Below are 18,311 nucleotides of genomic sequence, written 5' to 3' on the forward strand. Positions count from 1 at the left end.
AATGAAATTATTTTTCTTCGATAGTTGCTTCTGCTTGATGCACCAAATTGCGGAGGTTTTCGAGGGTTTGTATATTCACATCCTGCCATAAACCGCGTTGGTTGGCTTCTAGTAATCTTTCTGCAATATCGCGTAATGCCCAGGGATTCTTGTCATGAATAAATTCACAAACGGTAGCATTTTCTAAATAAGCTTCTACAACACCTTGATACATATAATCTTCGACACATTGGGCGGTAGCATCGTAAGCGAAGAGAAAATCTACGGTTGCAGCCATTTCAAATGCACCTTTATATCCATGACGCATGACTCCAGCTATCCATTTAGGATTAACGACGCGGGAACGATAAACCCTGGCAATTTCGGCACTAAGTTGGCGGATTTTGGGTTGAGATGTGTTGGAATTGTCGCCAAAGTAGGTTTGGGGATTTTTACCTTGGAGAGAACGCACGGCTGCGGTTAAACCACCCTGAAATTGATAATAATCGTCGGAATCGAGTAAATCGTGTTCTCGGTTGTCTTGATTGTGGAGGACAATTTGCATTTGCTTTAAGCGTTGTTCAAAGGCTTCTGCATTTTTGTTCCCTGTTCCCTCACTAGAAGAATAGGCGTAAGCACTCCAATTTGTGTAAGCTTGGGCTAAATCCTGATCATTTTCCCAGTTTTGGGAGGCTATTAGTCCCTGGAGTCCTGCACCATAAGCCCCTGGTTGAGAACCAAAAACACGATATTGCGATCGCTCTTGGGCTACTTCTAAAGATAAACCTTCTTGAGTCCATTGTGCTGTTTCTTGACGAACTGTATCTGCTAAGGGATTTTGGTCTGGTGGTTCATCTAAAGCTGAAACGGCTTTCACTGCTTGATCAAATAAAGTGATTAAATTGGGGAAAGCATCCCGGAAAAACCCGGAAATTCTTAGGGTGACATCCACACGGGGACGACCGATAATCGCCAAGGGTAAAATTTCAAAATCTACTACTCGTCTTGCTGCACCATCCCACACGGGTTGCACACCAAGTAAAGCTAAGGCTTCGGCTATATCATCACCACCAGTCCGCATGGTGGCTGTTCCCCACACTGATAAACCCAGGGTTTGGGGGTATTCTCCATGTTCTTGGGTGTAGGTTTCAATCAGGGTTTCAGCGGCTTTTCTGCCAATGTCCCAGGCGGTTTCTGTGGGTATGGCGCGAATGTCAACGGCGTAAAAGTTTTTACCTGTGGGTAGAACTTCGGGTCGTCCGCGGGTGGGTGCGCCAGAAGCCCCGCTGGGAACATATTTTCCGTCAAGTCCCCGTAGGAGGTTTGTGGTTTCTTGGTTGGTTTTTTGTAGGGCTGGGAGGAGTTTGTCGCTGATCCAATCCGTAGGGGCGCAGGGTCTGCGCCCAGAGATAACTTCTTCTACTAAATGGGCGGCTTCTATTTCTAGGAGTTCGACGACATCGCCGATGATGTGGCAGGATTTAAGTCTCTCGCAGAGGCGCAGAGGCGCAGAGAGGGGGGTTGAGAAGTTGTCGGTGAGGGGGTCTATGTCTATTTGCCACTGTTTGGCTATGGCGCGGGTAATGCCGATAGAATGGCGGTTGGGGATGCGGGCGATCGCTACTATTAGGTCTCGTAGTTGGGTTCCTTGGGGACATTGACCGAATATGTGTAAGCCGTCGCGGATTTGGGCTTCTTTGAGTTCGCACAAGTAACCGTCTAGGGAGTTTAAAATCAGGGTTTCAAAGTTGGCGATGTCTTCGGGGTTGGTGATTCCTAAGTCTTTGTACAGGTTTTCTTGGATGACGAGTTTTTGAATGCGATCGCGTATTGTTGGTAATCTGGAAGGATCTAAACTTTCGGCTTCGTAATATTCATCAATTAGGTTTTCTACTTGTTGCAATGGTCCATATAATTCTGCCCTTGTCATTGGTGGTGTGAGGTGATCAATGATTACGGCTTGGGCGCGTCTTTTTGCCTGTGAACCTTCTCCGGGATCATTAACAATAAATGGATATAAATGGGGCATTGGTCCCAGGGCAATTTCTGGATAACAAGTATTAGATAAGGCGACACTTTTTCCTGGTAGCCATTCTAAGTTGCCATGTTTTCCTACATGAACTATGGCATCTGCTTGAAAAGATTCTCGTACCCAATCATAAAAGGCTAAATAATTATGGGTTGGTTCTAAATCGGGGGCGTGATAATTTAAACTAGGATCAAGATCGTAACCTCGTGATGGTTGAATACCAACAAAAACATTACCAAATTGAATTCCAGAAACCGCCCAATTTGGGATTGCGTCTAAAATAGGTTGTCCCCAACGGGCAATAATTTGTTTTTGGATATTTATTGGTAGGGTGGAAAAATAGTTTTGATATTCTGCTGCTGACAAACTTTGATTTATTGGTTTCCAATCTTTTCCTTCGGGATCATTGGTAACGCTAGATGTGAGAATTTGAATTAATTCGTCTCCAGTTTCGGGAATAGTTCCTAATTCATAACCAGCTAACTTTAAGGCTTTGAGAATTTCTACACAACTAGCAGGAGTGTCCAGTCCTACGCCGTTGGCAAGCCTGCCGTTGGTGTTGGGGTAATTTGCTAAAATTAGGGCTATACGGCGTTCTTGGGGCGGCTTTACCCGCAATCTTACCCAGTTTGCAGCCAGTTGGGCGACGAATTGAATGCGATCGCTCACGGGTTCATAAACTACGACATCGGTTTCTAGTTTATTATTCCGAGTTTGTAAGGTTTTGAAAGACACAGCCCGACTAATAATTCGCCCATCTACTTCTGGTAATGCCACATTTATGGCAATATCACGGGGTGTTAAACCTTGTGATTCTGATTCCCATTGTTCAACGGAACTAGCACAAAGAATTACTTGCAAAACCGGGACATCTAATTTTTCCCAAAGTTCGGTTTGTGGTGTTTCTGTTTCTAAACTTGCTAGGGAAAAACTGGTGGTATTCATCAACAAGCTAACAGAATGATCATCTTTTGCTGCTAATAATTCACATAATTGACTACTAACACCAGGTTCGCGCAATGAAGAAACAAAAACTGGTACAGGCTGTAAATTTTTCTCTATCAAAGCATTACATAAAGCATCAATAACTTTAGTGTTTCCTGCTAAATAATGGGCGCGATAAAACAAAATCCCCACTTTAGGCTGACTCCTGACTGGGCGCATTCCCTGCGCCCCTACATCCTGACTTCTTTCGTACAATCCTACGCGGGGAACAGGTTGTGGTTGTGGGGGATTAAACGCCGTTGATAAGGATGTATCAGCAATAAATTGCAAGGCATTGAGGAAATTTTCTGTACCACCTTCTTGAAAGTATTGCCAAATCTTCTGGACGATTTCTTGAGAAACCGTAGATTTGGAAATTAAATCAAAATCAAGTCCGTCATCTCCTGGCATGACAATTAGAGTTGTGCCATTACGTTGTACAATTTCTTGTACGACTTCTAAACCATAAGCCCAGTATGAACTTCCTCCTATGAGACGAAGCACAATAACTTGGGCGGATTCTAAAACTTGTTCACTATAAGCATCTATACTTATTTGTTGCTGTAGTTGTAATAAGTTGGCTACCCTGATTTCGGGGAATTGACTAGGTAATTTAGGAACTACAGCCGCTAGAGTTTGAATATCAGTATCGGCTGCTGTAATCAATACGAAAGGGGCAGGAGTTTGTTCGAGGAAAAATAAACCTTCAGACTGATTTAATCCGCCTGGTGTGGCGCTGATTCTGTGCATAATTGGTAATTTAATGATGGAAATTTTTAGAGGATGTTTTAAAAGTTTTGGCTGACTAGAAGTCTCCTTGGTATCAACATATTTTCAGAGAAGGTGAGAATCGCGGATTCTAAGGATTAAAGAATTACACAGATTTTGGTTATCTTAGCAAATGAAAAAAATCTGTGTAATCAGCGTAATCCATATAATCCGCGATTCTCGCTTTTTTATTTGTTACTTAAGGGACTTCCAATTAAAAAAATACCCAAAAATTTTTGTGGTGCGGGCATCTTGCCCGCTAACCATCAAGGACGGGCAGGATGGCCATCCCACAAAATTGGGTAATTTATTTTTTGGTGTTCCCTAATACTAATCTCTTAAATGTCAAACTCTTACAAGAGCATCCGGTAAGCGTAAAGCTCAGTGTCTTTAGACCTGAGATACAAGCGACTCGTGTCGTTTCCCTCTCAGGGAGCCAAGCCACTGAGTTTCCCACTTACCGGGTATTCTTATGAATAATAAACTCAAACTTATTAAACGACTTGGATATGGCTTTCGCAACTTTAGCAATTTCAGATTACGCAGTTTATTAAACTGGCACTTTAGTATTAATTCTCCATAAAAGTAGCGCAAGAGCCGAAAAAAATGGTGATCCGCATATTAATAGACTACAAATAAAGATGATTATTAAAATACCTCAGTCACATTAATATGCACATCAGGAAAAGCTAAAATTGATAAAATTTGATTTTTGACTAACTTCTGTACATCTTGATAAACTCCCTGGAGAGGATTTCGATATACTTCTACAACCTCTTGATTAACATCTAATAACCAAACTTCAGGAATATTTGCTTCTGCATATAAAGGAATTTTCACTTCCCGATCATATTTTACCGTTGTATCGGCAACTTCTATTAACAAAAATATATCTTCTGGTTGGGGGTGTGAATTTCTATAAAAGTCTGGACGTGGTTTTAATAATGCTATATCTGGTTGGGGTTCAGAGGTTTCATCCAATTCTACAGGATTTTGAGGTGCAAGCACTATTTGCTTTCCGAGAAGCTGAATCAGCAAATTAACTAATCTATTGACACAACCAGCGTGTCTTCTGCCAATAGGTGACATATCAATCATTTCCCCCCGAATTAATTCTAATCTATCATTTTCTGACAAAATACCAGATTCAGCCATTTGGTGAAATTGCTTAACTGTAAATTGGTGTCTGACTAATTGTAAAACCATTGTCACCTCTATTTGGATTTTAATCGAGATGGATAAAACTAGGGAATATATTAAATATTTTACATTTTTAAAGTTACAATTGCTTTTTAATCTAAAAACTAAGTATTAATCATAATTGTTGAATTAGTCATGGGTTTTTGACCACTCTGTTTCTCGCAGATTTCGTACCCAATTAGCATTAGCTAAGTCTTGACGATCCTGCCACATTCCGATAAACCCATCGTTGTTTAAATCAACATCCGGTGACACAGAGAGAGATTCAGTGTATATGTACTTTTGTTTCAAATAGGCGATCAGGCTGACTACTTGATTTTGAGCTTCCGTAGGCAGAGATAAAAATTCACCTAAAAACTCTTGATTTTTCATTATTTTGATAGTAAATATAAATTTATTATACATAAGTGTTATGACAATACCATCAAATTTAGTAATTCAGGATGCTAAGATCACAAAATACTTACTAGTGTATCAGCCTAAAAGTGATAAATCAGGATATTTGGCTTTAGCCGGATATAACCTATATAACTGGGAAATTCTCAAGAGTGATATAATAAAAGCTGTGGAAGGTTCTGAAATTGCAGATGTTACCCCAACTGGTTATGGAACTCAGTTTACTGTTAAAAATCAGTGGCATGGTCCTAATGGCCGCTTACTTAGGGTTATCACTATCTGGCAACAGGGTCAGTAACCCAGCCCTAAAGGGACTGAGCTTGCAAGAGAAATCAAACAAGCTGTACTGACCAGACCACCCTAAGCATAGTCTAAGGGTAGCCGTTATTTGAGTCACGACACCCCGGAATGCGTAGCTAGTTCCCTGCTCTGTCGCTTGTGATTAAACAGTTCTAAGGTCACTGGAACAGTGTTGCAAGCTTAACAAGCTCTTATAACAGGTCGAAGCTAACATTACCCCAGAAATGGGAGTTGGTTTTTCAGGTTTCCAATCAAAAAACCTGACTAAAATTTAAGATTCAATGCGGTTAAAACCGCCCGTCTCGTTTCCCTGTCAGCACTAAAGTGACTGAGTTTCCCACTTACCGGAAGTTCTTATGAGGGAGCAGAAGTATTAAGATTTATAACTTTAAAACCTGATAGATCACAGGAGAATTAAACGATGACAACAGCCACCTTATTCCAATGGGTAGAACTAAAGCGAGATGTTCCTAACAGCCCTGTAAAAGCTGGCAATAAGGGGGTTGTTTTAGATCATCTCAATCCTACTAAAACTCAGCCAGAACCAGGATATATTTTAGAAGTCTTTGAAGATAGTGAAACTCTAGATGTCGTTTCTGTTCCTATTTCTTGGGTTAATCCTCTTCCTGAAAGTTGGGGAAATGTTGAATATGAAACAAGACAAACAGCTTAAAGTAGAAAAAATCAGGCGTTGCTGATTTGAGGTATGAAAATGATTTTTGATTATATCAAAACCCTTGTAGAGACGTTCCATGGAACGTCTCTACACATAAATTCATACTTGGTTTCAGAAATCCCAAAAATCCTAAGTTTTATAATTTTGCAACTATCAAATTCATTGCCTCAGTACAATGATCCAAGTTATCGGCTTTAATTTGAATTCGGTCTCTACCAGGTAAGGCATAGTTGCCAGCATTCATTTTCGTAAAAGGAAGTCCCTTTGCAAATGCTACAACTCCTGTTGTTTGAAAATCTCGAATATCAACAAAGGCATCCTGCAATAAATCAAATGTAACAACTTCAGGTAAGTATATTTTTCGCCTTAACGGTTCACAAGACGCTACGCAGACCTAAAGATTCAGATATCGCATGATATTTAAATTTATAATTAATTCTTACTCTAAAAACTTATTATTAATCTTACAATTAAGGGCGGGGAAACCCCGCCCCTACAGGCAATTTTGCCGAAATAAATGGCAAGAATTAACTTGACAGCCTAACCAAAAGTATCTTACTTCTGAGCTTCAGCAATGGGAACCCACTCAGTGTGGAAAGATCCTTCTTTGTCAGTTCGTTTGTAGGTGTGAGCGCCGAAGTAGTCCCGTTGTGCTTGAGTTAAGTTTTGTGGCAAGCGATCGCGGCGGTAACTATCGAAGTAATCTAGAGAAGCACTAAAAGCAGGTACAGGAATACCCAACTTAGCCGCAGTCACAATTACTTCTCGCCAAGCAGCTTGTCTATCCAGAATTGTTTGCTTAAATTCAGGTGCTAACAACAAGTTAGGTAAAGCTGGATTTTCGTCAAATGCTTTCTTAATCTTATTCAAGAAGCCAGCCCGAATAATACAACCACCTTTCCAAATCCGCGCCATTTCGCCCAGATTTAATTCCCAATTGTAGGTTTTAGAAGCTGTAGATAAGAGTGCCATACCTTGAGCATAAGAACAGATTTTGGAACAATAAAGAGCATCACGCACCATGTTCACAAAAGCTGCAATATCACCACCATACTTAGCATTTGGTCCAGTGATGACCTTAGAAGCAGCAATCCGTTCATCTCGAATTGAAGAGAGAATTCGAGCATTTACCGCTGCTGTAATTGTCGGAATAGCTACACCCAATTCTAAAGCAGTTTGTACAGTCCAACGACCAGTTCCCTTTTGACCGGCTGCGTCAACAATCAAATCAACGAGAGGAATCTTGGTGTCTGGATCTACGTAGGGGAAAATATTCGCGGTAATCTCAATCAAAAATGAATTGAGTTCGTCAGTTGTATTCCATTGAGCAAAGACTTCATGGAGTTGTGCTGCACTTAAACCAGCCACATTTTTCAGCAAATCGTAGGCTTCTGCAATTAACTGCATATCACCGTACTCAATACCGTTATGAACCATTTTCACATAGTGTCCAGAACCACCAGGACCAATGTAGGTTACACAGGGACCATCATCAACTTGAGCCGCAATTTTGTTGAAAATGGGAGATAGGTACTCATAAGAGCTTCTTGTCCCACCAGGCATGAGAGAAGGACCATTCAACGCGCCTTCTTCACCGCCACTCACACCCATACCGATATAGCGTAAACCGATGGGTTCTAATTCTTGAGTGCGTCTATCGGTGTCTTCAAACCAAGAGTTACCACCGTCAATAATTATATCACCTTCTTGGAGTAAAGGCTTAAGCTGTTGAATTACCGCATCAACAGGCTTACCAGCTTGTACCATCACCAAAATTTTGCGGGGACGTTCCAATGAGGCGACAAATTGTTCGAGGCTAAAAGCGGCTCTAACGTTCCGTCCTGGGGCGCGGTGCGCCATGAAGGCATCGGTTTTTTCACGAGAGCGGTTGTAAACTGCAATTGGGAAGCCATTTCTTTCTACGTTAAGTGCGATGTTTTCGCCCATAACTGCTAATCCAATCACACCAAAGCTTTGTAGTGTCATAGTTCAGTTTAAATCTTTTGTTTGGGTTTGGCTCTTTCTCTTGCAGATCCTTTCTCTTTAAGGGTAGTCCGAGATTTTGGCTTCACTCCTAAAGAAGATATTAAGAGTTTTTCTAAAATTTAAGAAATCATCACTCACATCAATGAATTAATTTTAATTTGTATTGAAGTCCACAATTTAGTCCCAAATTTTGCAAAATTAAAATAGATATAGCAGGAGTTCACGAGTTCAGGAGTTCAGGAGTTCACGAGTTCAGGAGTTCAGAAGGAAGAAGGAAGAAGGAAGAAATTTCTCCCCTACTCCCCCTACTCCCCCTACTCCCCCTACTTCCCCTACTCCCCCTACTCCCCCTACTCCCCCTACTCCCCCACTCCCCCTACTCCCCCACTCCCCCACTCCCCCTACTTCCCCTACCCCCTGCTCCCTGTTCCCTTTCTCGAATTAAATAGTAAGGAGGATTAAAAAATGCTGGCTTATTTTCTAGCGTTGGTAATCGGTTTTGGCAGTCTCGCCATTTATTTATCAGCCTTCTTTTTTCCAGAAATCCATCGCAAGAATGATTTTATCTGGAGTGGTGTTGGGCTATTCTACGCTTTAGTGTTATGGATTTTTGCACCTCGAATTACTGGGGGGCTGTTACTAGGTCATGTATCTAGCGTGGCAATGTTGGTATGGTTTGTGGCACAAACCCTTTCATTACGGCGACAACTTGCCCCCGCAGGACAACAAACTCCTCTCCCCAGTCCTGAGCTAATTAAGGTGAGTTTTCAAGAACAAATGTCAAAGTTTTCTGTAAAAGAAAAATTTGGACAGTTATCAAGCTTTGTTGCTAGTGTGTTTGGTGGTGCTAAGGCGAAAATACAGCAGACTGTGAATAAAAAGCCTGTAATTAAAACTGCTGAAGAGATTTTGCGAACAAATGGAACTGAAGCAACGCCACCATCAGTATTACTAGATGAGTCTGTAACTGCTACCCCAGCAATTACAACTGAAACTTCGTCTGAGGAGACTTTTGCTCAATCTTCTATGTTGGAGGTGGTAGAAGTAGCACCAACTCCACCCACTGTCATAGAGGAAGAACAGGTAATTCCGCCAACAGCACAGGAAACTGTGGTAGAGATCACTCAAACTGAGGTGGTGATTTCCGAGTTGTCTATCACAGGAGAAACTGAAACTGTGGTAGAGATCACTCAAACTGAGGTGGTGATTGCCAGAGAAGAAACTAGCGACATGGCAAGTGCGCCAGAAGTAAGTTCCCCAAATTCAGTGACATCGGAGTTATTGGCGGCAGAAGCAGCCGAAAAGTCTGATATGACTGTTGAGGAAGTTAAACCAGTTGGGGAAGCATTGCCAGAACAAATACCTTTAAATAAACCAGTTGAGGAGTAATTAAGGGGATTTACGCTGCTGATTCTGATAAATCAAGGGAGTCTGGGTAATTTATGATATTGCTGCTGCTGGATTAAATCCCAGTTGGGATAATAAACAGTCAATATCAAAATGCTCGGACATTAATTGACGAATGCACTCTATTTTAATTGGTTCATGGACGCGGACTTGACCAAAGGTGCGATCGATGATCTCTACTGTGGTGAGGGTATCGAGATCCACTGATAAAATCGGGATTTCTAACTCTTCGGCACGGTTGAGGATAAATGGAGGAGGTGGCAGTTGTCCAGTCAGGATGAGGCATTGGGTAGATGTTTCTAGGGCTGCTTGTTGAATTTCAACGCGATCGCCTCCTGTGACTACTGCCATGTTCTGACGTTTGCGGAAGTATTTGACGGCGGAGTTGACGTTCATCGCCCCAATTGCCAGACTTTCGACTAATAAATCTAGGCGATCGCTCCGACAAAGAACTTCTGCGTTTAACTGCTTGACTAATTCCCCGACGCTCACACTGCGAAGGATATCGCTTTTGGGCAATGTTGCGAGGACGGAAATCCCCTGTTTTTCTAGAAATGGGCGTAAGAGTGTGTGAACTAACTCTAATTGTTCGTGAGGGACTTCGTTAATCACGACACCCATTAACCGTTTACCTAATTGCTGTTTAGCAAATAATAACGCCTCAACAGAAGTTAGTGATTGATAACGACTAATTAAGAGTACAGGAGCATCTAATTTTTCTGCTAGTTCCAGCAAGGATAATCCAAATAAATTTCCTTCTGATAAGTTAGCCGGTCCTTCTAAAATTACCAAATTACTCTTTGGTATTTGTGAATACTTCTGTACTAATAACTGTTGATAGTTAGTTGTATCTTCTCCCTGTAAGCGTTTCTGGACGGTAATTTCATCCAAAGATAATAAGGTGGGAGCAATGCGGTTGTCTGGCAGGTTAAGGTTATGAGTAATGAACTGGACATCTTCTTCAACTACTGTTCCGGCAGATGTCTTGACAAAATTACCCAAAGGTTTGCCATAAGCAATATCCAAACCTTTTTGTTTTAGCTGATGAGACAAACCTAAAACTGTTGCAGATTTGCCACTGTAAGCTTCAACTGATCCAACCAGCAAGTATTTAGCAAGTGTTGGCACTTATGCACTCCTAATTTCAAAGGTTTGTACAACTCAGCTAGGTGCCTACTAATTTTAGTGCTTTCTGGGGAAGGTAAATAGCTTTAGCAATCCTAATTGTCTAAATTTTAAAAATTAACTAGGAATAAATCTAGCTGTGGTAGCTATTGTAGGGATTTTGATCAAGATAAAAATATCTGTTTAAATAAATAGTTTACGCTTGTAATCATACAACAGCGATAATATTGAAGCTTTAATTTCCTCCCATGTCATGACATCATCTGGATTTGCTTCGTAATCAGTAATCCGAGACTTGATAGATACTGTACAATAAAGTATGTAGCTGGCTAATAAAATATGCAAGATACCCTGACTATTACCATTAATCCAGAACTAAAAGCAGCACTTTTAGAAATTGCTCAAGCTGAAGGTATATCTCCTGATAGTTTCATGAAGCTATTTCTAGATACTAATGTTCTGATTCAGAAAATATTAAGTAGGTGAACACAATAAAACAAAACTATGTAAAGAAACGTAAAATCGCCCAAACCCTCTTCACTCTTGCCTTTTGCCTTGCCATAACGACAATTTTCAACGCCAACCTACTTAGACAGAGTTTTCTAAATACATAGTTATTCAGCGAGTATTTCATTAAAATAATCTTGGAGGAGTAGTTATGTCCGCAAAATACTTTAATCCTTATACAGATTTCGGTTTTAAGAAACTGTTCGGAGAAGAAGGCAGTAAAGATCTACTCATGGATTTTCTCAACCAACTTCTACCAATACATCATCAAATTCAACAATTAACCTTTAAAAATCCGGAAAATCTAGCTGATACCATAGCAGAACGTAAAGCCATATTTGATATTTACTGCGAAAGTAAAACTGGTGATAAGTTTATTGTGGAAATGCAAAAAGCAAAAATCAAGCATTTCAAAGATAGAGCCTTATTTTATTCCACATTCCCCATTCGTGAACAATCAGAAAAAGGCGATTGGAATTTCTTTTTACTACCCGTCTATTTTATCGCCATTTTAGATTTTGAGTATGATGAAAATACAACATCTAAATTTAGGCGCGATGTGTGTCTAAAAGATCAAGATGGTGATATTTTCTTTGATAAGTTAAACTTTAAATTTTTACAAATGCCGTTATTCAATAAACAAGAAAATGAATTAATAACGCATTTTGATAAATGGCTGTATTTTTTGAAGAACTTAGAAAGTTTTAATCATATACCCGTGATATTAAATGAACCAATATTTCAGAAAGGCTTTGAAATAGCGGAAATATCTCACTTAAATGTGGAGCAGTATGAACAATATAAGAAGAGTTTAGTCCAGTATTTAGAAGTGAAAAATGTATTTGATACAGCCTTTGAAGAAGGTGAGAAGGCCGGTATTGAAAAGGGCATTGAGAAGGGTATTGAGAAAGGTATTGAGAAGGTTGCCAAAGCATTGAAAGAGCAAAATATAGCTATAGAAATTATTGTAGAATCAACTGGTTTATCTTATGAAGCTATTAAAAGAATTTAAGCGAATTATACCAATTGATAGACTTGCGCCCATTTTTTGTGCTATACAGAAAATATTAGACAGAGTTTTCTAAATACATAGTTATTCAGCGAGTATTTCATGAAAATAATCTTGGAGGAGTAGTTATGTCCGCAAAATACTTTAATCCTTATACAGATTTCGGTTTTAAGAAACTGTTCGGAGAAGAAGGCAGTAAAGATCTACTCATGGATTTTCTCAACCAACTTCTACCAATACATCATCAAATTCAACAATTAACCTTTAAAAATCCGGAAAATCTAGCTGATACCATAGCAGAACGTAAAGCCATATTTGATATTTACTGCGAAAGTAAAACTGGTGATAAGTTTATTGTGGAAATGCAAAAAGCAAAAATCAAGCATTTCAAAGATAGAGCCTTATTTTATTCCACATTCCCCATTCGTGAACAATCAGAAAAAGGCGATTGGAATTTCTTTTTACTACCCGTCTATTTTATCGCCATTTTAGATTTTGAGTATGATGAAAATACAACATCTAAATTTAGGCGCGATGTGTGTCTAAAAGATCAAGATGGTGATATTTTCTTTGATAAGTTAAACTTTAAATTTTTACAAATGCCGTTATTCAATAAACAAGAAAATGAATTAATAACGCATTTTGATAAATGGCTGTATTTTTTGAAGAACTTAGAAAGTTTTAATCATATACCCGTGATATTAAATGAACCAATATTTCAGAAAGGCTTTGAAATAGCGGAAATATCTCACTTAAATGTGGAGCAGTATGAACAATATAAGAAGAGTTTAGTCCAGTATTTAGAAGTGAAAAATGTATTTGATACAGCCTTTGAAGAAGGTGAGAAGGCCGGTATTGAAAAGGGCATTGAGAAGGTTGCCAAAGCATTGAAAGAGCAAAATATAGCTATAGAAATTATTGCAGAATCAACTGGTTTATCTTATGAAGCTATTAAAAGAATTTGAGCGAATTATACCAATTGATAGACTTGCGCCCATTTTTTGTGCTATACAGGAAATATTAGACAGAGTTTTCTAAATACATAGTTATTCAGCGAGTATTTCATGAAAATAATCTTGGAGGAGTAGTTATGTCCGCAAAATACTTTAATCCTTATACAGATTTCGGTTTTAAGAAACTGTTCGGAGAAGAAGGCAGTAAAGATCTACTCATGGATTTTCTCAACCAACTTCTACCAATACATCATCAAATTCAACAATTAACCTTTAAAAATCCAGAAAATCTAGCTGATACCATAGCAGAACGTAAAGCCATATTTGATATTTACTGCGAAAGTAAAACTGGTGATAAGTTTATTGTGGAAATGCAAAAAGCAAAAATCAAGCATTTCAAAGATAGAGCCTTATTTTATTCCACATTCCCCATTCGTGAACAATCAGAAAAAGGCGATTGGAATTTCTTTTTACTACCCGTCTATTTTATCGCCATTTTAGATTTCGAGTATGACGAAAATACAACATCTAAATTTAGGCGCGATGTATGTCTAAAAGATCAAGATGGTGATATTTTCTTTGATAAGTTAAACTTTAAATTTTTACAAATGCCGTTATTCAATAAACAAGAAAATGAATTAATAACGCATTTTGATAAATGGCTGTATTTTTTGAAGAACTTAGAAAGTTTTAATCATATACCCGTGATATTAAATGAACCAATATTTCAGAAAGGGTTTGAAATAGCGGAAATATCTCACTTAAATGTGGAGCAGTATGAACAATATAAGAAGAGTTTAGTCCAGTATTTAGAAGTGAAAAATGTATTTGATACAGCCTTTGAAGAAGGTGAGAAAGCTGGTATTGAGAAAGGTATTGAGAAAGGTATTGAGAAAGGTATTGAGAAAGGTATTGAGAAAGGTATTGAGAAAGGTATTGAGAAAGTTGCTAAAGCTTTGAAAGAGCAAAATATAGCCATAGAAATTATTGCAGAATCAACTGGTTTATCATACGAAGCTATTAAAAGAATTTAAGTTAATCATGCCAATTGATAGACTTACGCCCATTTTTTGTGCTATACAGGAAATATTAAACAGAGTTCTCTAAAGTTATTCAGTGAGTATTTCGTTAAAATAATCTTGAAGGAGTAGTTATGGCTGCAAAATACTTTAATCCTTATACAGATTTTGGTTTTAAGAAACTGTTCGGAGAAGAAGGCAGTAAAGATTTACTCATGGATTTTCTCAACCAACTTCTACCAATACATCATCAAATTCAACAATTAACCTTTAAAAATCCGGAAAATCTAGCTGATACCATAGCAGAACGTAAAGCCATATTTGATATTTACTGCGAAAGTAAAACTGGTGATAAGTTTATTGTGGAAATGCAAAAAGCAAAAATCAAGCATTTCAAAGATAGAGCCTTATTTTATTCCACATTCCCCATTCGTGAACAATCAGAAAAAGGCGATTGGAATTTCTTTTTACTACCCGTCTATTTTATCGCCATTTTAGATTTTGAGTATGATGAAAATACAACATCTAAATTTAGGCGCGATGTATGTCTAAAAGATCAAGATGGTGATATTTTCTTTGATAAGTTAAACTTTAAATTTTTACAAATGCCGTTATTCAATAAACAAGAAAATGAATTAATAACGCATTTTGATAAATGGCTGTATTTTTTGAAGAACTTAGAAAGTTTTAATCATATACCCGTGATATTAAATGAACCAATATTTCAAAAAGGGTTTGAAATAGCGGAAATATCTCACTTAAATGTGGAGCAGTATGAACAATATAAGAAGAGTTTAGTCCAGTATTTAGAAGTGAAAAATGTATTTGATACAGCCTTTGAAGAAGGTGAGAAGTCCGGTATTGAGAAGGTTGCCAAAGCATTGAAAGAGCAAAATATAGCTATAGAAATTATTGCAGAATCAACTGGTTTATCTTATGAAACTATTAAAAGAATTTGAGTGAATCATGCCAATTGATAGACTTTGCGATCGCATTACCGACTTTAACCCCACGGAAGGCGATTCCTACGGAGCGCTTCGCTATCGCTTCATGCTTTGAGTTAATTTGAGGGTGCGATAGCGAAGCGCGACCTAGGAATCGCACTCTGTTAATTAATAATTAGGCTGTTACGATTAACTTCTGTCTTTTAGATTCGCGTTTGCCATGATTTTGGATCTCTTCGACTGTGAAAAATTGCTGTCACAATCACACGACTTGACACAATTCGGTAGTATATAGCGTAGGGAAAACGTCGCACCACTGTTCATCGAACATCAAGATACACAACTGCATAGGATTCTGGCATTTGACAAATCCGATTTAGCATATTATCCACGCAGTCTAAAAACTCATCACCAAGTCCTGTTTGCTGACTTTGATACCAATTATACGCATCATTCAGTTCTTCACGAACTTCTGGACGAAAAACTAGGACATAATTCATTGTTGTCCTCTAATTGACGATTTAATTTCCTCCCATGTCATGACATCATCTGGATTTGTTTCATAATCAGTAATCCGACGATCAAGTTCTCGTTTTTGTGCTGTTGTTAAATCGGGATAAGCCTGTTCTGCTGCGATACTTCCTAAAATATCTTGTACAATCCGAATTCTATCGGCAATACTCAGGGCTTTGATTTCATTTAAAGTTACACTGATATCCATGTTAACTGACCTCAATAGGAAGATAAGGTATACATATATTTTCTAGGATAAGCGATCGCACAACAGATTGATTTATCTTAAGCATCGCATCACATCCCAAACATCGCTTCATCTTTATAGTAAGCATAAATATATTGATTGCCCCAATATAAATAGTGTTGGTTATCTTTTATGGTACAACAGTATGATAAGTAGATACTCAGCATATAAGACAACCATGCTCAGAGAAAAAGCATTATTTCTTCTACGTCAGGCTTTGAATAATCCAAACGCTGATTTTCGTGATGGACAATGGGAAGCTATTGAAGACTTACTACTGAACAAATCACGGTTACTCGTCGTTCAACGCACAGGTTGGGGAAAAAGTCTGGTTTATTTTTTAGCAACTCGCTTGTTACGAGATCAAGGTGCTGGTTGTACTCTTTTGATTTCCCCCCTTTTAGCATTAATGCGAAACCAAATTACAGCAGCACAACGTATTGGAGTCAAAGCCGAAACAATTAATTCTAGTAATACAGATAATTGGAAATTTGTCGAAACAAAGTTGTTAGCAAATCAAGTAGATATTCTACTAATTTCCCCTGAAAGATTAGCTAATGAGGAATTTAGAGAAAACATTCTTTTACCATTATCTCAAAAAATTGGATTATTTGTAGTTGATGAAGCTCATTGTATTTCTGACTGGGGACATGATTTTCGTCCTGACTATCGCCGCATTGTCAGAATTTTAGAAGGATTACCCAAAAATATTCCTATTTTGACTACAACCGCTACAGCTAATAACCGAGTAGTTGATGATATTAAAGCTCAATTAGGAGCAAATCTTCGTATTTCTAGAGGTGATTTAACTAGAAAAAGTTTGCGTTTACAAAACATTTATCTTCCTAGTCAAGCAGCAAGATTAGCTTGGTTAGCTCAACATTTGCCCCAGTTACCTGGAAGTGGTATTATTTACGCATTAACTGTAAGGGATGCTCAAAGAGTTGCTGATTGGTTAAAGACCCAAGGTATCAATGCTAAAGCCTATTATGGAGATTTAGATACTGAAGTTCGCATAGGATTAGAAGACGAATTACTGAATAATGAAATTAAAGCATTAGTCGCAACTACAGCTTTAGGAATGGGTTTTGATAAACCAGATTTAGGTTTTGTCATTCATTATCAAAGACCTAGTTCTGTTGTACATTATTATCAGCAAGTAGGTAGAGCCGGTAGAGCATTAGAAACAGCCTATGGTATTCTCTTGAGTGGTGATGAAGATGATGAAATTAATAATTACTTCATTAATACAGCATTTCCTCCAGAAATTCATACACAAAAAGTTTTGAATGAACTAGAAAAAGCTGTTGATGGTTTTTCTATTCCTCAATTAGAACAGCAACTCAATCTTTCAAGAGGACAAATTGATAAAGTTTTAAAAATTTTATCTCTGGAATTTCCTGCACCTGTAAGTAAACAATCTTCAAAATGGTATCTTAACCCAATAAAATATCAATACAATACTGGAAAAATTGAACTTTTAACACAAATTCGCCGACAAGAACAACTGCGAATGTTAGATTATATGCAAAGTCAACAATGCTTAATGGCTTTTTTAGCAACAGAATTAGATGATCCAAATCCAGAAGAATGTGGTAAATGTGCTATATGTTTGGGTAAGCCATTATTACCAGAAACTTTTGCAGATGAATTTGTAAATCAAGCAATTTTATATTTACGTCGGAGTAACCAAATTATTGAACCGCGCAAACAATGGCCACCACAAGCATTACTAAATTATAAATTTTCTGGAAACATTAGAGACAATTTAAGAGCAGAACCAGGAAGAACATTATCTCTATGGGGTGATGCAGGTTGGGGCGAATTGGTCAAGCGTGGAAAATATCAAGATAATCATTTTGATGATGCACTTGTACGGGCTACTGTTGAGATGATTCAACGCTGGAAACCTCAACCTTTCCCCACCTGGGTAACGTGCGTTCCTTCCTTAAATCGTCTAAAACTTGTACCTAACTTCGCGCAAAGAGTAGCTGGGGAATTAGGCTTACCATTTAAACCTATTGTTCGCAAAATTCGTCAAACTCAGTTACAAAAAAATATGAGTAACAGTTATCAACAAGCTCATAATTTAGATGGATCTTTTGCAATTGATGCTTGGGAAGGCATGAGTGGTAATGTATTCTTAATTGATGATATGGTAGATTCCCGTTGGACTTTTACTGTCATTGCAGCACTTTTGCGTCATGCTGGAAGTGGATTAGTTTATCCTGTAGCATTAGCTCTTAATTCATTAGGTCAATCGGATTAG

At 38.3% G+C, this 18,311-nt stretch carries 16 protein-coding genes and 1 pseudogene; 10 read left to right on the forward strand and 7 right to left on the reverse strand.

All coding sequences use genetic code 11. The features are described 5' to 3' along the window. Positions 1-7: 7 nt before the first annotated feature. Positions 8-3,742: a cobaltochelatase subunit CobN gene (cobN, locus tag NG743_RS05240; RefSeq protein ID WP_193962165.1), complete on the reverse strand. Its 3,735-nt coding sequence runs from the start codon at positions 3,740-3,742 to the stop codon at positions 8-10. Positions 3,743-4,232: 490 nt separating this feature from the next. On the opposite strand from cobN, the pseudogene NG743_RS05245 reads away from it, so the two are divergent. Then, positions 4,233-4,343 (forward strand): annotated as a pseudogene (locus NG743_RS05245) (transposase); the annotation flags it as partial. Between the two features lie 65 nt (positions 4,344-4,408). On the opposite strand, the gene NG743_RS05250 reads toward NG743_RS05245, so the two are convergent. Together NG743_RS05250 and NG743_RS05255 are read right to left on the reverse strand one after the other, a co-directional pair. Then, positions 4,409-4,966 (reverse strand): Uma2 family endonuclease, encoded by a 558-nt coding sequence (locus NG743_RS05250; RefSeq protein WP_053540480.1) that lies wholly within the window; start codon positions 4,964-4,966, stop codon positions 4,409-4,411. A gap of 123 nt (positions 4,967-5,089) precedes the next feature. Beyond that, a complete protein-coding gene (locus NG743_RS05255; protein ID WP_039203610.1) occupies positions 5,090-5,332 on the reverse strand; it encodes a hypothetical protein in 243 nt (80 codons plus the stop codon). 40 nt (positions 5,333-5,372) lie between these two features. Between NG743_RS05255 and NG743_RS05260 the strand changes: the two genes are divergently transcribed. Further along, positions 5,373-5,654: a DUF6883 domain-containing protein gene (locus NG743_RS05260; protein ID WP_193964440.1), complete on the forward strand. Its 282-nt coding sequence runs from the start codon at positions 5,373-5,375 to the stop codon at positions 5,652-5,654. Between the two features lie 423 nt (positions 5,655-6,077). Further along, the gene (locus tag NG743_RS05265) at positions 6,078-6,329 is read left to right on the forward strand and encodes a DUF4926 domain-containing protein (protein ID WP_193964441.1); all 252 of its coding nucleotides are present in this window, start codon (positions 6,078-6,080) and stop codon (positions 6,327-6,329) included. Between the two features lie 558 nt (positions 6,330-6,887). On the opposite strand, the gene gnd is transcribed toward NG743_RS05265, so the two are convergent. Further along, positions 6,888-8,318, reverse strand: a complete 1,431-nt coding sequence (gene gnd / locus NG743_RS05270) for an NADP-dependent phosphogluconate dehydrogenase (RefSeq protein WP_168467138.1) — start codon at positions 8,316-8,318, stop codon at positions 6,888-6,890. A 465-nt stretch (positions 8,319-8,783) separates the two neighbouring features. On the opposite strand from gnd, the gene NG743_RS26815 reads away from it, so the two are divergent. Continuing rightward, positions 8,784-9,707 (forward strand): Ycf66 family protein, encoded by a 924-nt coding sequence (locus NG743_RS26815; protein WP_193962329.1) that lies wholly within the window; start codon positions 8,784-8,786, stop codon positions 9,705-9,707. A 51-nt stretch (positions 9,708-9,758) separates the two neighbouring features. On the opposite strand, the gene NG743_RS05280 is transcribed toward NG743_RS26815, so the two are convergent. Beyond that, positions 9,759-10,853, reverse strand: a complete 1,095-nt coding sequence (locus tag NG743_RS05280) for a phosphotransacetylase family protein (protein WP_027404548.1) — start codon at positions 10,851-10,853, stop codon at positions 9,759-9,761. Positions 10,854-11,189: 336 nt separating this feature from the next. On the opposite strand from NG743_RS05280, the gene NG743_RS05285 reads away from it, so the two are divergent. The 5 genes from NG743_RS05285 (at position 11,190) to NG743_RS05305 (ending at position 15,297) form a co-directional block, all read left to right on the forward strand. Continuing rightward, the gene (locus tag NG743_RS05285; protein WP_173401727.1) at positions 11,190-11,336 is read left to right on the forward strand and encodes a hypothetical protein; all 147 of its coding nucleotides are present in this window, start codon (positions 11,190-11,192) and stop codon (positions 11,334-11,336) included. Positions 11,337-11,508: 172 nt separating this feature from the next. After that, a complete protein-coding gene (locus NG743_RS05290) occupies positions 11,509-12,369 on the forward strand; it encodes an Rpn family recombination-promoting nuclease/putative transposase (RefSeq protein ID WP_257121640.1) in 861 nt (286 codons plus the stop codon). Between the two features lie 125 nt (positions 12,370-12,494). Further along, positions 12,495-13,331 (forward strand): Rpn family recombination-promoting nuclease/putative transposase, encoded by an 837-nt coding sequence (locus NG743_RS05295; protein ID WP_015079796.1) that lies wholly within the window; start codon positions 12,495-12,497, stop codon positions 13,329-13,331. A 125-nt stretch (positions 13,332-13,456) separates the two neighbouring features. Continuing rightward, positions 13,457-14,353 carry an Rpn family recombination-promoting nuclease/putative transposase gene (locus NG743_RS05300; protein WP_257121641.1) on the forward strand — a complete coding sequence of 299 codons (897 nt, stop codon included), beginning with the start codon at positions 13,457-13,459 and terminating at the stop codon, positions 14,351-14,353. A 119-nt stretch (positions 14,354-14,472) separates the two neighbouring features. Beyond that, positions 14,473-15,297 (forward strand): Rpn family recombination-promoting nuclease/putative transposase, encoded by an 825-nt coding sequence (locus NG743_RS05305; RefSeq protein WP_257121642.1) that lies wholly within the window; start codon positions 14,473-14,475, stop codon positions 15,295-15,297. Positions 15,298-15,602: 305 nt separating this feature from the next. Here the strand turns inward: NG743_RS05305 and NG743_RS05310 are convergent, their stop codons facing one another. Further along, complete coding sequence (locus NG743_RS05310; RefSeq protein ID WP_027404546.1) at positions 15,603-15,782, reverse strand: hypothetical protein; 180 nt, start codon at positions 15,780-15,782, stop codon at positions 15,603-15,605. Further along, entirely contained in the window at positions 15,779-16,003 is a 225-nt protein-coding gene (locus tag NG743_RS05315) for an addiction module protein (RefSeq protein WP_027404545.1), read from the reverse strand. Before NG743_RS05315 ends, NG743_RS05310 begins: the two co-directional genes overlap by 4 nt. Positions 16,004-16,187: 184 nt before the next feature. Here NG743_RS05315 and NG743_RS05320 point away from each other — a divergent pair, with 184 nt between their 5' ends. Next, entirely contained in the window at positions 16,188-18,311 is a 2,124-nt protein-coding gene (locus NG743_RS05320) for a RecQ family ATP-dependent DNA helicase (protein WP_257121643.1), read from the forward strand.

Origin of the sequence: Dolichospermum heterosporum TAC447 (assembly GCF_024584745.1) — a bacterium.
GTDB classification, from domain to species: Bacteria; Cyanobacteriota; Cyanobacteriia; order Cyanobacteriales; family Nostocaceae; genus Dolichospermum; species Dolichospermum heterosporum.

What these genes read in the sequence shown, in the direction of transcription:
- cobN (WP_193962165.1), bottom strand. Translation starts at nt 3,742, where the DNA reads ATGCACAGAATCAGCGCCACACCAGGCGGATTAAATCAGTCTGAAGGT.
- NG743_RS05250 (WP_053540480.1), bottom strand. Translation starts at nt 4,966, where the DNA reads ATGGTTTTACAATTAGTCAGACACCAATTTACAGTTAAGCAATTTCAC.
- NG743_RS05255 (WP_039203610.1), bottom strand. Translation starts at nt 5,332, where the DNA reads ATGAAAAATCAAGAGTTTTTAGGTGAATTTTTATCTCTGCCTACGGAA.
- NG743_RS05260 (WP_193964440.1), top strand. Translation starts at nt 5,373, where the DNA reads ATGACAATACCATCAAATTTAGTAATTCAGGATGCTAAGATCACAAAA.
- NG743_RS05265 (WP_193964441.1), top strand. Translation starts at nt 6,078, where the DNA reads ATGACAACAGCCACCTTATTCCAATGGGTAGAACTAAAGCGAGATGTT.
- gnd (WP_168467138.1), bottom strand. Translation starts at nt 8,318, where the DNA reads ATGACACTACAAAGCTTTGGTGTGATTGGATTAGCAGTTATGGGCGAA.
- NG743_RS26815 (WP_193962329.1), top strand. Translation starts at nt 8,784, where the DNA reads ATGCTGGCTTATTTTCTAGCGTTGGTAATCGGTTTTGGCAGTCTCGCC.
- NG743_RS05285 (WP_173401727.1), top strand. Translation starts at nt 11,190, where the DNA reads ATGCAAGATACCCTGACTATTACCATTAATCCAGAACTAAAAGCAGCA.
- NG743_RS05290 (WP_257121640.1), top strand. Translation starts at nt 11,509, where the DNA reads ATGTCCGCAAAATACTTTAATCCTTATACAGATTTCGGTTTTAAGAAA.
- NG743_RS05295 (WP_015079796.1), top strand. Translation starts at nt 12,495, where the DNA reads ATGTCCGCAAAATACTTTAATCCTTATACAGATTTCGGTTTTAAGAAA.
- NG743_RS05300 (WP_257121641.1), top strand. Translation starts at nt 13,457, where the DNA reads ATGTCCGCAAAATACTTTAATCCTTATACAGATTTCGGTTTTAAGAAA.
- NG743_RS05305 (WP_257121642.1), top strand. Translation starts at nt 14,473, where the DNA reads ATGGCTGCAAAATACTTTAATCCTTATACAGATTTTGGTTTTAAGAAA.
- NG743_RS05310 (WP_027404546.1), bottom strand. Translation starts at nt 15,782, where the DNA reads ATGAATTATGTCCTAGTTTTTCGTCCAGAAGTTCGTGAAGAACTGAAT.
- NG743_RS05315 (WP_027404545.1), bottom strand. Translation starts at nt 16,003, where the DNA reads ATGGATATCAGTGTAACTTTAAATGAAATCAAAGCCCTGAGTATTGCC.
- NG743_RS05320 (WP_257121643.1), top strand. Translation starts at nt 16,188, where the DNA reads ATGATAAGTAGATACTCAGCATATAAGACAACCATGCTCAGAGAAAAA.